Source organism: Actinomadura chibensis NBRC 106107, from assembly GCF_001552135.1.
GTDB lineage: Bacteria > Actinomycetota > Actinomycetes > Streptosporangiales > Streptosporangiaceae > Spirillospora > Spirillospora chibensis.
Genome location: NZ_BCQP01000037.1, coordinates 67,162 through 85,716 on the forward strand (window position 1 = coordinate 67,162; position 18,555 = coordinate 85,716).

Sequence of the window (18,555 nt, forward strand, 5' to 3'; positions counted from 1 at the left end):
CTGAATTGCAACCTGTAGTACAAGTAGTCGAGCGACTTTTCTCGAAGGGACGGGCCATGCAGGCAGACGACGACAGCGCCGGACCAGGTGGCAGCACGGACGCGGACAAGGACGCACGCTGGCGCACTATTGCCGCTGACCTGCGCACAGGCATCTTGGACGGCCGCTATCCCCCAGGCGGAGCACTGCCCAGCGAACCGGAGCTGGTCCGCCGCTGGGATGTGTCACGCCCGACCGTCCGCAAGGCCATCGAGACACTCGTGTCCGAGGGCCTCGCCTACGTCATGCGCGGCCGAGGATCGTTCGTACGGCCCACACCGGAGCGGCGGCTCATCCTCATCAGCAACCAGAACCGCGCCGACCTGGCCTCACCCGCCTACCATCCCGAGATCCGCGCATTCGGCTGGGAACTCGCCAAGAAGGACATGCCCGAAGAGCCGTTCCACGGCGAACGAATCAACGCCACGCGCAACACCGCGCCCTTGTGCGGCGTCCGGCCCGGACAGTCCGTGATACACCGCCACAGCCTGTGGCGCTTCCCGTTCGGCGGCCGAGTCGAGATCGACTCCTACGCCGACGCCGAACTGGTTCCCGACTGGGACGATCAAAAGCGGTTCCACCAGTACCGCAAACGCCCCAAGTTCTTCTACGACAGCCTCCAGCGCAACCGGGGCCCAGTGCGATGGATCACCCTGACCACCGCCCGACTGGCCTACGAAGACGAACGCACCCGGCTTGGCATGAGCTACGCCGACGCCATCGTGTTGGTGACGCGCACCCAGATCGACCGACACGGCCGCCTGTTGGAATCCACACAGGTCAAAGCACCAGCCAGCCACTTCGAGATCGGACACGGTGCAGAACTCGCCGACGACCCGAACGAACTGTTCAACCCCGAGGAACTAGCCGACGAAGCCATAGCCCTGCTGATCTAACGGGCTCATACTTTCTTCACTGATTCAAGGCGGCCCTGACGGGCCGCACGGCTGGCTCGGCACCGGATCCTCCGCTTGAGCCTCCCCTAAAGACCTGAGGTGGTCAGATCACCTTGCCCGAGACCGGCTGCGGGAGATCGGACCGCGCCCCGTGTCATATGGCCGCATCGTCCTTGAGCCCGCCAGGGGTAGTTGCTCGCGCGTGTGTAGGCTTGTACAGAGTGGTGCTCTGTACAAGCCCACACTCTTCGCAGGTCCTGCTACCAGGCGATCAACGGTGAGCGGTACACCGCGAGGAACGCGGCTCCTGCAAGTGCGGCCAACACGAGCAGGGCCATGAGACGGACGGTGCGACCCCACGTGTTGATAGCGAGTCGCACCGTCCGTCCCACTTCCATGGCGATAGTGCTCATTATGCTTTCACCTCCTTGCTTAAATATATTTCCCTCATAACGCAAAAGACGCCAAGCACCCAAATGGATGATTGGCGCCACACGTCCAAATAAATGAGGGGCTGCCGTCTCCTAATTCCACTACGCGAGTCAGGAGACTGGCCCCAGCTTACCCCAGCAGCACCCCTCCGCGAGGTCACCGGCTAGTGCCGCTGGCCGGTTCCGTACTTGCGCGGGGACCCCTCGCGGGGGCCGCCGTCGGGCCATTGCGGGCAGGCAAGGAGCCAGCCCGTTCGCCGGTCAGGCTAGCGGCCCCCGCCCCCGCGCAAGTCCGGAACCGTCCAGCTTCAACGCGCGGCACATCCCACACTCACGGCCCAGATCTCACCGGGTGTGTGGGGGCCGGGTGCGTGGCTGGGCCCGCCCACCGCGCGGCGGGGCCGTGGACGGCCGCCGCGCCTTGCGCGTGCGGCCTAGGGGCCGTTCGCGGCGCGGCCCCGACCACCGCCCCGCCCCGCCGTGGACGGTCCGCACGTACCGCACCGCGCAACCCCAGGCAGGCCCCCACACGGGACAGGCCGCGCAGGAGCCGGGCAGCGGCTTCAACGTCCGACGACGCTTGAGACGGAATTGCCGCAACGGCGTCGGCTGACTCTCTGCGGTCGCCCCTACGGGGTGGCCTTGCGGCCATCGACCGGCCCCGACCCTGTCAGCGCGCAAGGGAAGCCGCGGCCCTCACGCCATCACGGACCGGACGGGCGAGCCAGGAACTTGGGCCGAGGCCACGGCCAGGCCGCCGGATTCTCTAGCGCCTCACGCAGCTCACGCGGATTGGCCGCTTCCACCAGCCGCCCCCCCCACTCGACAACGGCACCAGCGCCCACCATGCCCCGGTAGCGCGCCCGTACCAGGTGACCGCACCCGAGGCGGAGTGCTCACCCATCAGCCTGCGCGGCGAGCTTGCCCTTGACCGCCACCACCACATCGGGCAAGTGCTCGTCAGCGGCCGGAGCGATCGCACCACCGCCCGGGAACGCGAACCACAACTCACCGCCACAGGCCATCCGCTGATCACACCGCACCATTACCGGCGACCCGGAGGAAGCCGGGACCGCGAGCAGCGGGTCAGACTCGGCCACCTCCACCGCGTACCCGTGCGACTTGAGCGCCTGCGCCAACGCCCAGACGCGCAGCCGTCGCGCCTCCGTCACCTGCGAGATTTCCGTTGCCATAAGCCGTCCTCCATCGAGTGCGGGGATGGACAGGAGCAGCACCGAGCGCCGCCGCCGAACCGGGTTGACCGGCGATGGGTGCCGCCCGTTCCATGGCTCTGAGCCTGTCTTTCTCGCTGGATCTCTCGGAGGCACCGGCCAGGGAGCCAGAGAGGGGCCAGACTGAGGGAAGGGAGGGGCCAGCGTGGGCGACGCAAAGCGGAAGCGGTTCGGCGCGTACCTCGCACAGTTGCGCCGGGACGCGCGCAAGAGTCAGAGGCAGCTCGCGGAGACGTTGTGCCGGATATCCGGGACCGCCTCTGTGACTCGGCACGAGGTCAGCCGGTGGGAAAGGGGCGAGCGCGTTCCGGATGTCTGGCTAGCCGCTCTTGCGACGGCCCTGGGCGTTCCACTTGACGCTCTTGAACGCGGAGCCGCCCATGCGCGAGGCCAGGACATCAGCGCCGGGCCGCGCAGCCCGGCCGAGGCACTCGCCTACTTCCTGCCTGATCGCAACGTTGAGCTTGGCCCTCTGGCGAGCAGCCGAGGCCGCCGAGTTGGAGACTCCACAGCGGCCGCCCTTGCCGACCGAGCGCACAGGCTGCGACTTGCAGACGACGTGATGGCCGGTGGCGATCTACTCGTCCCGGCTCTCAGGGAGTTGGACGGAGCCGTCCGGCTCTACCGGGAGACGACTCATTCCGAAAAGACTGGCCGCTCCCTTCTCAGCAGCATCGGGGAGATAGCCCAGATCGCCGGATGGATCGCCAGCGACGCAGGCGAACACGACCAGGCCGCACGCGCCTACCAACTCGGAGTCTCGGCCGCGCGGGAGGCTGGAGACCTCGCTCTGGTGGGCAACCTTGCCGGAAGCCTCGCTTACCAGCTCTCCAACACCGGCCACGAAGACGACGGGCTGAGCCTCGCCCATGCGGCGCTAGAAGAGGCAGGCCCGGACGCACCGGCCAAAGCCAGGGCTCTCTACCTTGACCGAGTCGCATGGGCACACACCAAGGCAGGCGAAGCCCAACCAGCGATGCGCGCTCTCACCGAGGCCCACGAAGCCATGGCCGACGAGGACTCGCAAGAGTCCCCGGACTGGGCTTACTGGGTCTCTCCCGAAGAACTCGACGTGATGGACGCCCGCGTCTACACCGAACTTCGGAAACCGTTACGCGCCGTCCCACTGCTGCAAGAGGTGCTCAGCCGGTACGACTCGACGCACACTCGTGAGCTGGCGCTGTACCTATCGTGGCTCGCCGTCGCCCTGGTGGACGCGAACGAGCCGGAAGAGGCCGCCAAGACGGCGCGGCGGATGCTCGACCTCTCATCCGACTTCGCGAGCGACCGGACAGCCCAGCGAGGGCGCATCGTCCTCACGAAGCTAGAGCCATACCGAGACATCCCCGAGGTACGCGAGGTGCTCGACACGTACGCGGCATGACGGCTCTACCAGGCCGTTCGTGCTTCTGCTGTACAGCACAGAAGTACAGCAACGCACCCTCACAACCGCCGACATGATCAGTCGTCGCCTCATGCCCCACCAGCATCGACAGCCCTCTGACCTGGGCAAGCCGATAGTTCGGGACGAAGAGGTCGTGGGTTCAAATCCCGCCACCCCGACAGCCAAGTACCAGGTGAGACAGGGTCTCGGAGATCACTCCGAGGCCCTTCTTCATTCTTGAAGACTTGAGGAGCCGACCGGGGTCCACCGTCACTGGACTCACGCTGTCCTGGCGGCCCCGAGTACGGCTTCGATCACCTCGGCGCTCATCGTGACAATCGACCTCAGTCGCCAGGATGGGCCCACGGGCCGCTCGTCGTGACGTGGTAATTCCTCCGCTACCTCCGGCAGGGGCCTCGGTTGCACCGCAGCTCGTCACTCAGCGGGGACTCGGCTCGCTCCTACAACACCGACGAATAGCACACCTGACTGCATACCGGCCACATAATGTCAGAACGGGTCGAACTCGACCACTAGCCCCAGCCATCCGGCCACACCTGAATCACCCTAAAAGGTCAGCCACATTCCCAAGGAATCCCCCCACCTGTGACCAAGCATGGATTCTCTGTATGAAATACAGCGATGCCTCGCAGCAGGCCGACCGAGTTCGGTCACACAAAACGCCCGTATCCCACTAAGCCCCGCTTCTCCGCAGTACACTCCTCTCAAGCAACGACACCCCAGAGCTCACGCGCACGAGACATGGCGGTTGCGCGTCCCTGCCGGCACGGAAGCGGAGGAACAGCGATATGCGTGCCGCCCTAGCTGCTTACTTCCACAGTACTTAGCGAACGACTCCTCTCACCTGGGGCTCGCGGGGTGTCGTGACCCGGCCTGGCTCGCCAAGTCGGGCCAGGCCTTCTATTCAGTGAGCCTTCATGCGGAGCGGGGGAGAGTTCTTTGACCGAAGCGACCGCTGGTCCGATACACGCCTGTGAGATACCAGATGTGTTCTGCTTCGACAACCGGTACTGGGTACACGTCCTGTATCCGAACGAGCCATCTAACGCGGATACAGCTGGGATTCCGATGACCGCGGCAGCCCTCAGCCTGCTGGGTGGACAGACCGGTAAGGACGTGGTCGCCGTCACCGAAGTAGGCGGCGACGAACACGAGCTGATCCTGGTCACCTCCCAAGAGCCCTACATCTGTGGGCTCCGCGAGGCGTTGAGGTATCGAACCACTGAACCCCGTACCGGAGATCACGTTTGGCTGAGCCGTCCATGGGACGACGACCACGAACGCCCTGCCCTAAGCATTCGGGTGGTGCGTGGACACGCTGCATCATTGAGCCAAGCGATCATCTACTCCACTGGCGCGCACTTCCTCCAGACCCCGGAAAGTGATCAAGAGCTACTCTCTGCCATCAAAAATTTGCTTCTCCTGTCCGACAAGACAACTTGGGCGGGCGTACTGCGCCATCTAGCCCATCGAGGCGACGACCCTCTCGCCGAACTGGTGAGTCGCTACATCGACGGCGGTTGCCAGTTCTCGCACGCACCCGTCGTCATCCCAGATGTCGAACAAGAAACCCCGAACACGTCGACAATCCGACAACCCCGCCTTCCGGTGATGCAAGACGAATCAAACAACAAGCTCCGATCCTTCCTCCGCCTGATCCAAGGAGACGGAAAAGGGGACGAGTGATATGAGCCTCATCGAGGCTGACCTCAATGATTTCTATCGAAGCGACTGTTCTGATGTCGTCACGGAGTTCTATCTGCCCGCACTGTCCAAGGCGAATCGCTATGACCGAGCTGTTGGATACTTTACGGCTGGCTCTCTGACACTTACCGCGCGAGGCATTGATCAGCTCATCAAGAATGGCGGCAAGATTCGCATCATTGCGAGCCCAAATCTCTCACCTGAAGACATTCAGGAGATCAGTCTCGGCTACGAAGTACGTGAAGCCGTCATCGCACGCGCCATAGCGCGAGAACTAGAGCCTGACAGAGTAGCCACCTTTGCCAGCGATGCGACCATCAAACGGCTAGGATACCTAGGAAGCCTGATCGCCAGCAGCAGACTGGAAATCAAGATCGCCTTCCTAGATCATCGAAATAACGGCATCGGAATATATCATGAGAAGCTTGGCGTGATTGCCGACCAAAAGGGCAATGAAGTCGCCTTTAACGGCTCAATGAACGAAACCTCGGCAGCCTATTTGGATAACTTCGAGTCAATCGAGGTTTTCAAATCTTGGGAACCTGCGGAAACGAGCCGCGTTCGCCGCATCAGCAAACACTTCTCAGATCTTTGGTCGGGGAAGAACGCCCGGATAACGATCCTTGATTTTCCTGAGGCAGCACAGAGAAATCTTCAAGATCTGGCACGTCGCACTACACGTCGATCCGAGTCGGATACAATCGACTCGCCAGTGAAGAGAAACAGGTCAGCAGCAGGATGGGCCACCATTCCTGAAGAAGTCAAACTGCGCGACTATCAAAAGGATGCCGTCAGGAAATGGCTTGCATCCGGAGCCTGCGGCATGCTTGAGATGGCCACGGGAACCGGAAAGACCATCACTGCGCTAGCTGCGCTCGACCAGCTCGGACGACAGCTCCGGGCCCGTGACGGTTCACTGGTTACGGTCATCGTCGTCCCGTTGCTGGACCTCGTGGAGCAGTGGGCAGAGGAACTCATCCGGTTCGGTGTGGTACCGGTAAAGTGCCGAGACTCGGTGCAGAACTGGCTCGGGCCCGCACGCAATGCCATCGCAGGAATGAAACCTGGACGGTCAATCACCTTCGTCGTTACCAACAAGACATTCGTTTCACCCGCTTTCCAGCAACTGCTGTCTTCTGCCGGCGATTCGCTTCTGATCATTGCAGACGAAGCGCACCATCTGGGGGCGGAACACAATCTGATGGCGCTCCCCGAACACGCCCGTTGGCGGCTGGCGCTGTCGGCCACACCAGAACGATGGTTCGACCCGGTCGGCACGGAAGGCCTCCATGAGTACTTCGGCGAGACGCTAATCAAGCTTGGGATCAAGGAGGCGATCAAGCTCGGCGCGCTCACCCGTTACCGCTACCGACCGGTGCTCGTACCACTCAGCGACGAGGAGGCAGAGTTCTACACTTACCTCACGATGCGCATCGGTGCATTGTTCGGTCAGGAGAAGAGGAGCAAGTTCGGCTCCTCACTCGAATCCGCAATCGGCCAGCTTTTGAGTAAGCGGGCCAAGGTCTTGGGACACGCGGCCGGGAAGATGGACGCGCTGCTTGGAGAGGTATCCAAACGACGCGACCAACAGTTCCAGTTGGTCTACTGTGCAGAAGGAGATCGTCCCAGGGGAGATGGCGGCGTGGGCGGGCCACGCCAAGTCGATCAGGCCCTATCACTTCTCGGTAACACGATGGGCATGCGAGTACACACGTACACATCGCAGGAATCCAAGGGCGAGCGGCGCACACTGCTCGACGCCTTCGGCTCCGGCGACCTCGAGGTTCTTGTATCGATGCGCTGCTTGGACGAAGGCGTTGACCTGCCCGATGCTCGGATCGCGTACATACTCGCCAGCAGTAGCAATCCCCGGCAGTTCATCCAACGCCGAGGACGTATCTTGCGGCCGGCCGTAGGCAAGTCGGAGGCCGAGGTCCTCGACTTCATCGCTGTTCCGCCGCAGGATCCGGAGCTTTTCGGAATCGAGCGCAATCTCTTCCGGCGAGAGATGGCCCGTGTGGTTGAGTTCTCCCAGTACGCCGAGAACTATGGGGAAGCGCTGAGCGAGCTGCGCGAACTGCGCGAGTATTACGAACTGATGGACGTCTGAGGAGACCGAAGGCGATGGACAAAACCGATCAGCAGGAGATCCGTCAGATCGAGGAGATCATAAAGGAACTTCCATCCACCGTATGGGAGGTCATCGAGATGGCGATTAGTGTAGAGCAGGAGCAACTCCACATGGCCGAAGGGTCAGCAAAGTCCACGTTCCTCAACGTGATGCCCAAGCGCTTGGAAGGACTTTCCTGACCAATGAGACTCATCGCTCTAGAACTGGAGAATTTTCGCCCCTTCCAGGGGAATCAGAAAATCACCTTCGCTCAGGACCAAGACCAGAACGTTACTGTTCTCTATGGTACGAACGGCGGCGGAAAGACCACGCTGCTCAATGCCTTCACCTGGGCACTCTACGGTATTCTGGGGTCGGACCTGGAAAGTCCCGACCAGCTCATCAACTCAACGCTGTGGAACAGTGCCCCAAATGGGACGCTACTCACCGCATCGGTGAGCGTTGAATTCGAGCATGCGGATCGTCGATACATCACCAAACGAGTCGTCAAGGCTACAAAGCGCAGCTCCACTCAACCGCGCCCCAAGCCAGAACTGCACCTTTGGCGACGAGAGACTGATGGAAGGCTAGAGTCCCTCCCAGACGCACGGGGACAGATCAGCAATATCCTGCCCGAGCGGCTCAGCCGATTCTTCTTCGTCAATGGCGAACGCATCGAAGGCTTGGTCAAGCGCGGCGGTGAAGACGAAGTCCAAGAGGCCGTGAAGACCATGCTCGGATTGGAGGCGATGGAACGCGCCGTCAACCATCTGCCCCGAGTCGCTGACAAGCTGCGGCGGAACGTCAAGGCCAAAGGTGCGGCCCAGGACAGGCTCCAGGATCTTCTCAAGGAACTGAGCGGAACGGATCAGGAACTCCAGAACCAGCAGCGGAGGGCGAACAACGCTCGCCGCGAGATCAAGCACCTGGACGAGGAGGTGAAGCGGCTCAATCTTCTGATGACCCAGCTCGCCGACGCCAAAGAGCTTCAGCATCAGCGGTATCGACTCAACGAGGACCTACGGCGTACCACGCTGACGCGCGAGGCACGGGAGAAGGAGCGGGAAGAGACCGTTGCGAACAGCGGCTTTCTAAGTTTCCTTCCCACACTGCCCGACCGCATCGTTGAAGTCTGCGACGCACTGCGCGAACGAGGCGACCTTCCTGCCCCCCTCAAGGCCACCTTCATCGACGACCTGCTGGAACGAGGGACGTGCATCTGCGGGACGCGGCTCATGGCCGGTAGTTCACATCGCGCTGCACTGGAGACGTGGCGGCCCCGCGGCGGCGTCGCAGAGGTAGAAGGTTCCTGGAACCAGCTCAAGGGAACCGTGGTGAGCATCGGTGAACAGCGTGAACAGATGCACAAGTCGCTGAAGGAACATGACGAGCAGATCGCTGATCTCGAAGAGCAAGAGCGCCGACTCAACAGCAGGATCAGCGAAATCTCCATCGAGCTGAAGCGAATGCCATCCGAGCAGGTCGTCCAGACCGAGGAGAAGCTGCAATCGGTCATAGACGCACGGGACGAGAAGCACAAGGACGTCGGAGCCGCGGAAGCCGAGATCAAAGGGTTGGAGAAGAAGCGCGCTGATCTGACCGCCTCCATCGACAAACTGAGCGCCACGGACGCGGCCACCCGTCGAATCCAGACGCGCATCGGCGCTGTGGACCAGGCCGCGGTTGCCCTAAGCAAGATCTTGGACATCCTCTCCCATGGGGTCCGTCGCCGACTCGACAGCCGGATCCAGAACCTCTACAACCTGGTCTCTCTGAAGAGCTACCAGCCCGAGCTCACATCCGACTTCGAGCTGGAGCTGTGGGACACCTCGACCGCCGACAGGTTGCCCGCTCCCAAGTCGACCGGCGAGAACATGCTTCTCTCACTGGCTTTCGTCGGCTCCCTTATCGGCGAGGCCCGCGATTCCGAGACCCCTAACCGCAACTTCATCAAGGGAGTGAGCGGCGACTTCCCGGTGGTGATGGACGCCGTGTTCGGCAGTCTTGACGATGACTACCGGCGGGCCGTCGCCGACTTTCTCCCCCAGGTGGCTTCACAGGTCATCATCCTCACCAGCAAAGCCCAGGCGGGCGAGGTCATTGAATCGCAGCTACGCCCACGTGTCGGGAAGCAGTATGTGATCACAACCCACACCACCAAGTCTGATATCGACGCTACGCCCGAGCTCGTACTGAACGGACGCAGCTATCCCTACCAGGTAGTCGGCTCTGACCGCACCGGTGCGCAGATCACGGAGGTACGGGACTGATGGTCCTCAACGCCGACATTCGAGTGCGTCCTCCGCAGGAGCACCACGACTTGATCGAGCGGTTGCTGCAGAAGAACGACGGCCTTTTCCCGACTCGATGGCAAGTGCTACTGTTCGCGGCCGCGCTGGGATGGTCCAGGCAGCGACGTGACCCGTTCGAGAAGCAAGCTGAACCGATCCGGTACGGGTTGTTCAACAGTTCGGCGACTGTGGCCGCGGTCATCGACTCCATCGGAGTGCTCGCTCACCCCAACGACGCCACGATCATGGCCGACGACAGACTGCCCGAGCGGATACGGGTCTTCGAGGAATACGCGAACGGCGGCCTGTCGATCATTCAGGGTGAGCTCAACGCACCGCACTCGCGCCCTATGGACGTGATCCTCGATCTTTGCAGGAGAGGCTCGACTCGCGCGGAACGACGCATCCAGGGACTTTTCGGCGCGAACATGAACTCCGAGTTCGACCCGCCGGAGTTCGACTGACCTAGCGACGCCACCAGCCCCGCCGATGTTCTGTCTGCCGGACAACGGTGCCCTAGACAAGGTAGACGTGGACCTCGTCCACCAGCGGTACTACCTGGAGTACGCGGATGCTCGATTCTCTCTGGGGCAGCGATCGGCGCCTCACCGCGATCGCGCGTTCAACACTGTCAGTCGCAGCTCGGCGGGCTGTGATCGATGGCGAGATCAGTTCTTCGACCACGGTTCTGGACTACGGCTCTGGGCGCGGCGACGATGTACGCGGGCTCGAGCAGATGGGTTTCCATGCCAGAGGCTGGGACCCCTTCTACGCACCGGACCGGGATCCTCGTCCTGCCGAGGTCGTGTTGCTGACCTATGTCCTCAATGTCATCGAGGATCCTATGGAGCGACGCGAGGCGTTGGCTCGCGCCTGGGAATTGGCAGAACGACTGCTGGTGGTCGCGACCAGGTTGACGTGGGAACGGTCGAAGGTACGCGGCAACGAGTACGAGGACGGCATCCTAACCAGCCGACATACCTTCCAGCATCTGTTCAGCCCCGCGGAGCTGCGAGCTTATGTCGAGGAGACGAGCGGTGTCCGCTGCGTATCGGCGGCACCGGGCATCGTCTACGCCTTCCGCAATGACGAAGCACGTCTCCGTTATCTCGCCGGCAAGATCGTGCCGCATGCTGAATGGGCGGTCTCAGACGACGCCGCATCCGCCATCGCCTCGGTGGTCGGCTACACCGAGCGGCGTGGCAGACTTCCCAGGCTGGAGGAGATGCCCGCCGAGATGGCAGGGCTATTGGCGCACCTGCAACCGAACGAGCTGCAGAGGATCGTGAAGAAGTCGGTAGTCCCAGAGCGTTTCGAAGCCGGGTCGAAAGCGTCGACCCTGTCGACCCTTCTCTTTCTCGCGGTGGAGCTGTTCAATGGCCGTGGTCCGTTCAGCAGCCTTCCCCTCTCAATACAGCTGGACGTGCGCGCGTTCTTCTCCTCCTACAAGGAGGCCTGCCAGCGCGCCGACCGACTCCTGCTAAAACTTCGGGACGACTCGTACGTACGTGGCGCGATGCGGGCATCGACCGTCGGCAAGCTGACCCCCACGGCTCTTTATGTGCATCGGCGAGCCGTGGATCGGATGCCGACGGTTCTGCGGCTCTACGAGCACTGCGCCTCGATCGCGGCCGGCAGACCCGAAGTCTGGTCTGTGGTCAAGCTCAGGCATCGGGGGCGTGCCGTGAGCTGGCTGGACTACCCGGATTTCGACTCCGATCCGCATCCGCGACTGCGCTCGTCCTACTCGGTGGACCTGACGAGCCTGAATGCGACCTGGTCATCGTATGTGGAGTCGAAGAACCGCCCATTGCTGCATCGCAAACACGAATTCCTGGCACCGGACGATCCGGACGTGCCGAAGTACCGTCGGTTGACCCAGTCAGAGATGCGAGCGGGGCTGTACCAGAATCCGCATCTCATCGGCACCGAGGACGGATGGGCCGCGGAGCTCGATCGATGTGAGCGCGAGCTCCGCGGCCACCGCCTCATACGTCGCAGGAACTTGGATCAGGACAGGTAAGACGTGTCTGTCTGAAACTCCGCGATCTCCTGGACCAGGCCGTCTACGTCCAGTCCCTCCGTCTGATCAGGGAACCACGACAGGCGCAGACCGTTCCCCGCGACGTCGTCCGGCAGTCCCATTCCACGCAACACGTGGCTAGGAGTGTAGGACGCGCTCGTGCAGGCAGAGCCGGTCGACACCGCGACCAACTCCTTGAGCTGAACGATCAGCGCCTCGGCATCGACGCCCTCGAACGAGACATTCAGGATGTGGGGAACGACGTGGTCCTGGTCACCGTTGAGTCGGAACTGCGTCTTGCCCAGCGCCTCGACCAGGCGCGAGCGGAACTCTGCCGCGCGAGACCACCACTGGCGATGTTCCTTGGCGAAGATGTCCGCGGCCTTGGCCAGCCCCACGATCAGTGGCACCGGCAGCGTCCCTGGGCGGAGCTTTCGCTCCTGGCCGCCTCCGAACATCAACGGCGCAAGGGGCACAGCATCTCTCCCCCGCCGTCTGGTCAGCAGGAGTCCGATGCCCTTGGGGGCACCGACCTTATGGCCGCTGACGCTCACCAAGTCGATCGGAGCCCTCAGATCCTCGTTGAGCTTCCCGAAGCCCTGTGCCGCATCCACATGGAGGTATGTAGGCGTGTCCCGTAGATGATCCGCGAGCTCAGCGACAGGCTGGACGACCCCGGTCTCGTTGTTCACGTGCATCAGGGATACCAACAACGTGTCATCCCGCAGCCGCTCCTGAACAGCCTCGACAGCTACCCGTCCAGATGGGCCAGGAGAGATGAAGTCAACCTCGAAGCCCCTGGATGCAAGGTGCTCCAGCGGCTCAATGACGGCCTTGTGCTCGATCGCCGAGGAGATGATGTGCCGACGACCCTCACGTTCACCAAACGGAGCGAGCCCCAGGAGAGCGATGTTGTTGCTCTCCGTAGCGCCCGAGGTGAAGATCAGCTCGGACGATCCGGCGCCGAGCTGATTCGCCAACAGCTCCCGTGCCTGCTGCACGGCACGCTTCGCTCGGGTACCCCAATCATGCGTGCGGCTGCCGGCGTTGCCGAAGTCCTCGGTCATCCAGTGCAGCACCACCTCCGCGACACGCGGATCGACTCGTGTGGTGGCTGCTGAGTCCAAGTACGCTGTCACGCCCGTTTCCACCCCTCGTGCTCGCAACTAATCACGTGTGTATGTCAAAACCAAGGCGTACGTACGGTATCGTGACACCGGTGGGGTCACATGCGACTTCGCCTTCCACAGACGGACCAACAGCAGGGTTCGAGTACGTGTTCCCTGCGATCCGTGGGGTGCAGGCGCAACGCGAATACTACGTGTCGATGTGTCCGCTGCGGCTCATCCCGAAGATCTTCCTCTTCGACGAGGACGAGCTGGCACCCGAGGTCAGAGCGCAGCGCATCCTCAACAAGGCACGCATCCCTGCGCTCGCGGCGTACATTGTAGACAACCCGTCTGATTATGTCTTCTCCGCGCTCACCGCTTCGGTCGATGGAAATATGCGTTTCGTTGGGATCGCGAACGAGGGCCCTGGGATGCGCATCGGGCAGTTGCACATCCCAATGGCAGCACGGTTCCTCATCAACGACGGCCAACATCGACGTGCAGCCATCGAGGCCGCACTGAGTGACAATCCAGATCTAGGCGACGAGACGATCGCTGTCGTCTTCTTCCACGATGCGGGGCTCGCCCGTTGCCAGCAGATGTTCGCCGATCTCAACCGGCATGCGGTCCGTCCGGCCCGCTCCATCGGCGTTCTATACGACCATCGCGATGAACGTGCCAAGCTCGCGCGCCTGCTCGCACTGAAGTCTCCTGTGTTCCGCAATTTTGTGGAGATGGAGAACAGCACGCTATCAGCACGTTCACGAAAGCTCTTCACCCTGAGCGCTTTGTACTACGCTACGAGTTCGCTCATCAAGGGTGTAAAGATCGACACTCAAGACGACGCCGCCGAGCTGACGATGGCCTTCTGGAGTACCGTCGACGAACTGATTCCAGAATGGCGTCTCGTGCGGCAACGCAAGATGACCGCCGCTGAAGTACGCAAACACTATCTGCACAGTCACGGGGTCGCACTGCATGCGATCGGCCGGCTGGGCAACGCCTTGCTGCACGAATCCGACGATCCTAAATCATGGCGACCTCGGCTGGCTCCTTTGAAAAACGTTGACTGGTCGCGCCTCAACTCTGCATGGGAAGGGCGAGCGATCGTCGGTGGACGCGTGTCGAAGGCACACTCAAATGTCGTACTGACAGTAAATTATCTGAAGACACAGCTCGGGCTTCGGCTCGGTCCAGAAGAAGCCAACGTGGAAGCGACCTACCTGCGAGGAGAGCGATGAGCATCGGATTGGGGATGCCGAGCCGCAGGGCCATCCCGTTCAAGGACCGCGGCGGTCTCGCGGCGGTTGTTAGCGGACTCACCGAGGAAATCCGTCAACTTTACGTTGCGGATGCGGTGCCATGGGTCGTGGGTTACAGCGGAGGCAAGGACTCGACTGCCGTCCTGCAGTTGGTCTGGCTGGCTCTCGAGGGGCTGCCGGTCGCACAACGGACCAAACCGGTGCACGTTATCTCCACTGACACGTTGGTGGAGAATCCCATTGTCGCGAGCTGGGTGACACAGTCGTTGACGACGATGGGAAAGGCAGCCGAGAAGGAGCGGCTTCCCATCACTCCGCACCGGCTCACACCGGACGTCAAGGACACCTTCTGGGTCGGCCTGATCGGCAAGGGCTATCCCGCGCCGCGTCCAAAGTTCCGTTGGTGCACCGAGCGGCTCAAGATCAGACCATCGAACACCTTTATTCGAAGCGTGGTCCGTGACCACGGCGAGACCATTCTCGTGCTGGGTATTCGCAAGGCAGAGAGCCAGGCCCGCGCCAAGGCGATGACCAGGCATGAGAAGCACCGCGTACGCGACCGTCTCTCACCTAACGGCAACCTGCCCAATTCCTTGGTCTACAGTCCTATCGAGGACTGGACCAACGACGAGGTGTGGACGTTCCTCATGCAGCAGTCCAACCCTTGGGGTCATAACAACAAGGACCTGCTGACCATGTATCAGGGGGCGTCGAGCGACGGCGAGTGCCCCCTGGTCGTCGACAACACGACACCGTCCTGCGGCGACAGCCGGTTCGGTTGCTGGACCTGCACGCTCGTCGATCAGGACAAGTCGATGGCCGCGATGATCCAGAACGACGAGGAGAAGGAGTGGATGCAGCCGCTCCTCGAGCTCCGCAATGACCTCGACGTGCGGAACGCGGAAGGTCGCCGAGACGACAAGCATCTACGCGACTGGCGGAAGATGAACGGCACCATCCAGCTGTTCAACGACAAGATCGTCCACGGTCCGTACACCCAGGAGTCGCGGGAGCAGTGGCTGCGTAAGCTGCTCAACGCTCAGACGTGGGTGCGTAAGAACGGCCCGGACGGAGTCCGCGAGATCGAGCTAATCACCATGGGCGAGCTCCACGAGATCCGCAGAATCTGGGTCTTCGAGAAGCATGAGGTCGAGGATCTTCTGCCCAAGATCTACTTCGAGGAGACCGGCGAGGAGTTCCCCGGCAAGCCATTCGACGAGCATCTCGCTCTCGCCGGTGACGAAATGGAGCTGCTCCGCGAGGTCTGCGGGGACGACGAATTGCACTTCCTGACCGCGCGGGAGCTCCTTGCGGTCGAGCGGAAGTTTCGCACGATGACCCGGCGCTCTGGGCTGTTCGAGGCTCTGGAGAAGACGATTCGCCGCGGCTACTACGAGAGCAAGGAGGACGCCGAGCAGTACGCGTTGCGTCTGCGCGACGCTCAGAAGGCTCCCGAGCTCCCACTCTTTGACGAAGAGACCACTGATGCTTCTGCTTAATGTCACCCTGTCCAATTTCGGTGCGTACAAGGGGGAGCATCACCTCAACCTCGCTACCAGGCCAGGTCGTCCGGTCATCTTGATCGGCGGCCTCAACGGGTGCGGCAAGACAACTCTGCTGGATGCGATACAGCTCGCGCTGTATGGTCCACGGGCACGCACTAGTGGACGAGGCAACCGCTCGTACGATAGCTACCTACGCGATAGCGTCAATCGCCAGGCGAGTCCCAAGCACGCCCATGTCACTGTGGAGTTCACAACCACTGTGGAGGGGGAAGAGCGGCTGTACAAGGTGCGCCGCTCCTGGGAGGTCAACGGCAAGACCGTTCGCGAATTCTTGGCCGTCGTGATCGATGGCGAGATCGACCCGCCGGTCAGTGATCAATGGGCCGACTACATTGAGGACCTCCTTCCTCTGGAGGCGGCCTCTCTCTTCTTCTTTGACGGCGAAAAGATCGAGTCGTTGGCCGATCCGGAGCGGGCCGCGTCCGTCATCGAGTCCGCCGTGCACTCGCTGCTGGGAATTAACACGATCGAGCAGTTGCGTACCGACCTGCTCGCGCTCCAGCGACGCCAGAAGGTCTCAAATGAGGACCAAGAGGCGTTGGAACAGATCAAACGCCTCGAACGCGAAATAGAGCTGGTCAACCGCCAGATCGCCGATGGTGTCCAGACTGTGGCCTCCGCTCGGACAGCGCTGGAGGTTGCCGACTCCAAGTTCCTTGCGGTCGACGATGCCTTCTCGAAGGAGGGCGGTGAACTTTACGCTCGCCGAGCCGAGATCGAAGCCGAGAAGAAGCAGGTCGAAACCCAGCTCAAGAGCATCAACGAGACCTTGGCCAATTCCACCGCGGCCGGTCCGCTTCCCCTTCTCCTCCTCGGACCTCAGCTGAAGGACCTTCGCGACCAAGTCGAGAAAGAGCGACTGGCTGCGGAGAATGCACAGGTCATCGACGTACTTGCGGCCAGGGACGAGCAGCTCCTGGACGAACTCCAGAGGCTGGTTCCAACCGAGGCGCTCTCTGCGGCCCGACAGTTCCTCGCCGTGGACCGCGAGCAGCGCGCCGGAAGCACCGCCAGCACCCGACAGGTCATTAACTACCCGTCCGGTAGCATTTCTCAGCTCCTCACCCTCGAAGACACCCTTCGGCGGGAAGCGGCGAGTGCCCAAGATCTCATAAAGCAGAGCCAAAAGCTGCGTGGACGTCTGGCCACTCTTGAACGCCAGCTAGCCGGAGTGCCAGACAAGAGACTCATCGCCGCTCTCATTGAAGAACGAGACGCCGCCCGCGACGTCGTTACCCGGGCCAAGGCTCAGCTAGAGGACGCCGCCAAGTCCTTGGAAGCCACGCAACGCAAGCATCAGCAACTCATGGATGAGCGCGAACGCGCCTACAAGGGCCGCGCGCAGAAGATCGCCAAGGCGGAGGACGCAGCGCGGGTGATCGAATATGCCAACCGCGCACGAGGGACCTTGCAAAAGTATGGGGAGGCCCTGCTTCAGCGGCATATCAATCGCCTTGAGGCTGCCGTGCTCAAGAGCTTTACGCAGCTCATGCGCAAGAGCCATCTGGTTAGTGATCTGCGGATCGACACCGAGAAGTTCACCATGACGCTTGCAGGGCCGGATGACGAAGAGTTGGATCCCGCGCGGCTCAGTGCCGGGGAACGCCAACTCTTGGCGGTCTCCCTATTGTGGGGCCTTGCCCGTGTCGCCGGAAATCAGCTCCCCAGCGTGATCGACACTCCGCTTGGACGCCTGGACAGCCGACACCGAGAGCACCTGGTGGAGCGCTACTTCCCTCAGGCAAGTAACCAGGTCCTTCTCCTGTCCACCGACGAAGAGATCGATGAGTACCTATTCAAAAGGCTGAGGCCTTCAATCGCGCGCATGTACACACTGGTCCACGACGACAAGACCTTCACTACTACGGTTGAAGAAGGCTACTGGTGGGCGGCGGGGTCAACCCATGTCGCTTGATAACGTCCGGCTCTCCCAACCAGCCAAGGATCAGCTCGTCAGGCTCAAGCGGATCACCGGGATCAAGAACTGGAACACCCTTTGTCGCTGGGCCTTGGCCCTGTCGCTTCAGGACCCAACACCGCCGCTGGTTCGTGAGGTCGTTACCGACTCCAATGTTGAGATGACCTGGAAAACATTCGCTGGCGCCTATGGGGACGTCTATATGGCTCTCCTTAAGCAACGCTGCTTGGCCGACGGCGAAGAGCCCACCGACGAAGCCCTCTCACACACTCTCACGATCCACATACATCGCGGCATCGGCCATCTCGCCGGCCGCCGAAGCCTAAGGAACGTCGGCGACCTACTGGCCAGTGCCATCGAATGAGCCGTCGCACACGGCGGTAGCCAGAAGCCACGCGGCAACCGCCAACGCGCGAGTTGAGCGTCACCAGGCCCACCCGCGCTCCGTCGGTTCACCACCAGACAACCGTCGGGACCATTGCTGAACGCAGTCGGCGAGTGCGGGTTGGTGGTTGTCCGGCGCAACGCGAGCATCAACCTCGCCACACTCCAGGAGATAGGAATCGCTGG

The 18,555-nt window shown here is 62.0% G+C and carries 14 protein-coding genes; 12 read left to right on the top strand and 2 right to left on the bottom strand.

The annotated features are described in order from the left end of the window. Nucleotides 1–56 precede the first annotated feature (56 nt). Nucleotides 57–935, top strand: coding sequence for a GntR family transcriptional regulator (locus tag ACH01S_RS21470; protein ID WP_169809326.1), 879 nt, complete (start codon nucleotides 57–59; stop codon nucleotides 933–935). Nucleotides 936–2,262: 1,327 nt separating this feature from the next. Here the strand turns inward: ACH01S_RS21470 and ACH01S_RS21475 are convergent. Further along, entirely contained in the window at nucleotides 2,263–2,559 is a 297-nt protein-coding gene (locus ACH01S_RS21475) for a hypothetical protein (RefSeq protein WP_067894005.1), read from the bottom strand. 184 nt (nucleotides 2,560–2,743) lie between these two features. On the opposite strand from ACH01S_RS21475, the gene ACH01S_RS21480 reads away from it, so the two are divergent. From ACH01S_RS21480 to ACH01S_RS21510, 7 genes are all read left to right on the top strand, one after another. Further along, on the top strand, nucleotides 2,744–3,982 hold the full coding sequence (locus ACH01S_RS21480; RefSeq protein ID WP_083980959.1) for a helix-turn-helix domain-containing protein: 1,239 nt from the start codon (nucleotides 2,744–2,746) through the stop codon (nucleotides 3,980–3,982). A gap of 960 nt (nucleotides 3,983–4,942) precedes the next feature. Continuing rightward, on the top strand, nucleotides 4,943–5,689 hold the full coding sequence (locus ACH01S_RS43700; protein WP_148344158.1) for a hypothetical protein: 747 nt from the start codon (nucleotides 4,943–4,945) through the stop codon (nucleotides 5,687–5,689). A 1-nt stretch (nucleotide 5,690) separates the two neighbouring features. Then, complete coding sequence (locus ACH01S_RS21485; protein WP_067894008.1) at nucleotides 5,691–7,817, top strand: DEAD/DEAH box helicase family protein; 2,127 nt, start codon at nucleotides 5,691–5,693, stop codon at nucleotides 7,815–7,817. A 14-nt stretch (nucleotides 7,818–7,831) separates the two neighbouring features. Then, the gene (locus tag ACH01S_RS21490) at nucleotides 7,832–8,017 is read left to right on the top strand and encodes a hypothetical protein (protein ID WP_067894011.1); all 186 of its coding nucleotides are present in this window, start codon (nucleotides 7,832–7,834) and stop codon (nucleotides 8,015–8,017) included. Between the two features lie 3 nt (nucleotides 8,018–8,020). Continuing rightward, nucleotides 8,021–10,087 carry an AAA family ATPase gene (locus ACH01S_RS42450; RefSeq protein WP_083980960.1) on the top strand — a complete coding sequence of 689 codons (2,067 nt, stop codon included), beginning with the start codon at nucleotides 8,021–8,023 and terminating at the stop codon, nucleotides 10,085–10,087. Beyond that, complete coding sequence (locus tag ACH01S_RS21505; RefSeq protein ID WP_067894019.1) at nucleotides 10,087–10,572, top strand: DNA phosphorothioation-associated protein 4; 486 nt, start codon at nucleotides 10,087–10,089, stop codon at nucleotides 10,570–10,572. The genes ACH01S_RS42450 and ACH01S_RS21505 overlap by 1 nt, the downstream gene beginning before the upstream one ends. A gap of 107 nt (nucleotides 10,573–10,679) precedes the next feature. Then, a complete protein-coding gene (locus ACH01S_RS21510; protein WP_067894024.1) occupies nucleotides 10,680–12,131 on the top strand; it encodes a DNA phosphorothioation-associated putative methyltransferase in 1,452 nt (483 codons plus the stop codon). On the opposite strand, the gene dndA is transcribed toward ACH01S_RS21510, so the two are convergent. After that, on the bottom strand, nucleotides 12,119–13,282 hold the full coding sequence (dndA, locus tag ACH01S_RS21515) for a cysteine desulfurase DndA (RefSeq protein WP_306303256.1): 1,164 nt from the start codon (nucleotides 13,280–13,282) through the stop codon (nucleotides 12,119–12,121). The two genes, ACH01S_RS21510 and dndA, sit on opposite strands and share 13 nt — an antisense overlap. A 125-nt stretch (nucleotides 13,283–13,407) precedes the next feature. Here dndA and dndB point away from each other — a divergent pair, with 125 nt between their 5' ends. From dndB to dndE, 4 genes are read left to right on the top strand one after another with little or no spacing between them, the layout of a single operon-like run. Next, on the top strand, nucleotides 13,408–14,481 hold the full coding sequence (dndB, locus tag ACH01S_RS42455; RefSeq protein ID WP_246236492.1) for a DNA sulfur modification protein DndB: 1,074 nt from the start codon (nucleotides 13,408–13,410) through the stop codon (nucleotides 14,479–14,481). After that, the gene (gene dndC / locus ACH01S_RS21520; protein ID WP_083980962.1) at nucleotides 14,478–16,001 is read left to right on the top strand and encodes a DNA phosphorothioation system sulfurtransferase DndC; all 1,524 of its coding nucleotides are present in this window, start codon (nucleotides 14,478–14,480) and stop codon (nucleotides 15,999–16,001) included. The genes dndB and dndC overlap by 4 nt, the downstream gene beginning before the upstream one ends. Then, nucleotides 15,988–17,982 (top strand): DNA sulfur modification protein DndD, encoded by a 1,995-nt coding sequence (gene dndD, locus ACH01S_RS21525; RefSeq protein WP_067894031.1) that lies wholly within the window; start codon nucleotides 15,988–15,990, stop codon nucleotides 17,980–17,982. Before dndC ends, dndD begins: the two co-directional genes overlap by 14 nt. Then, nucleotides 17,972–18,349, top strand: coding sequence for a DNA sulfur modification protein DndE (gene dndE / locus ACH01S_RS21530; protein ID WP_067894033.1), 378 nt, complete (start codon nucleotides 17,972–17,974; stop codon nucleotides 18,347–18,349). The genes dndD and dndE overlap by 11 nt, the downstream gene beginning before the upstream one ends. The last annotated feature ends 206 nt before the right edge of the window (nucleotides 18,350–18,555 follow it).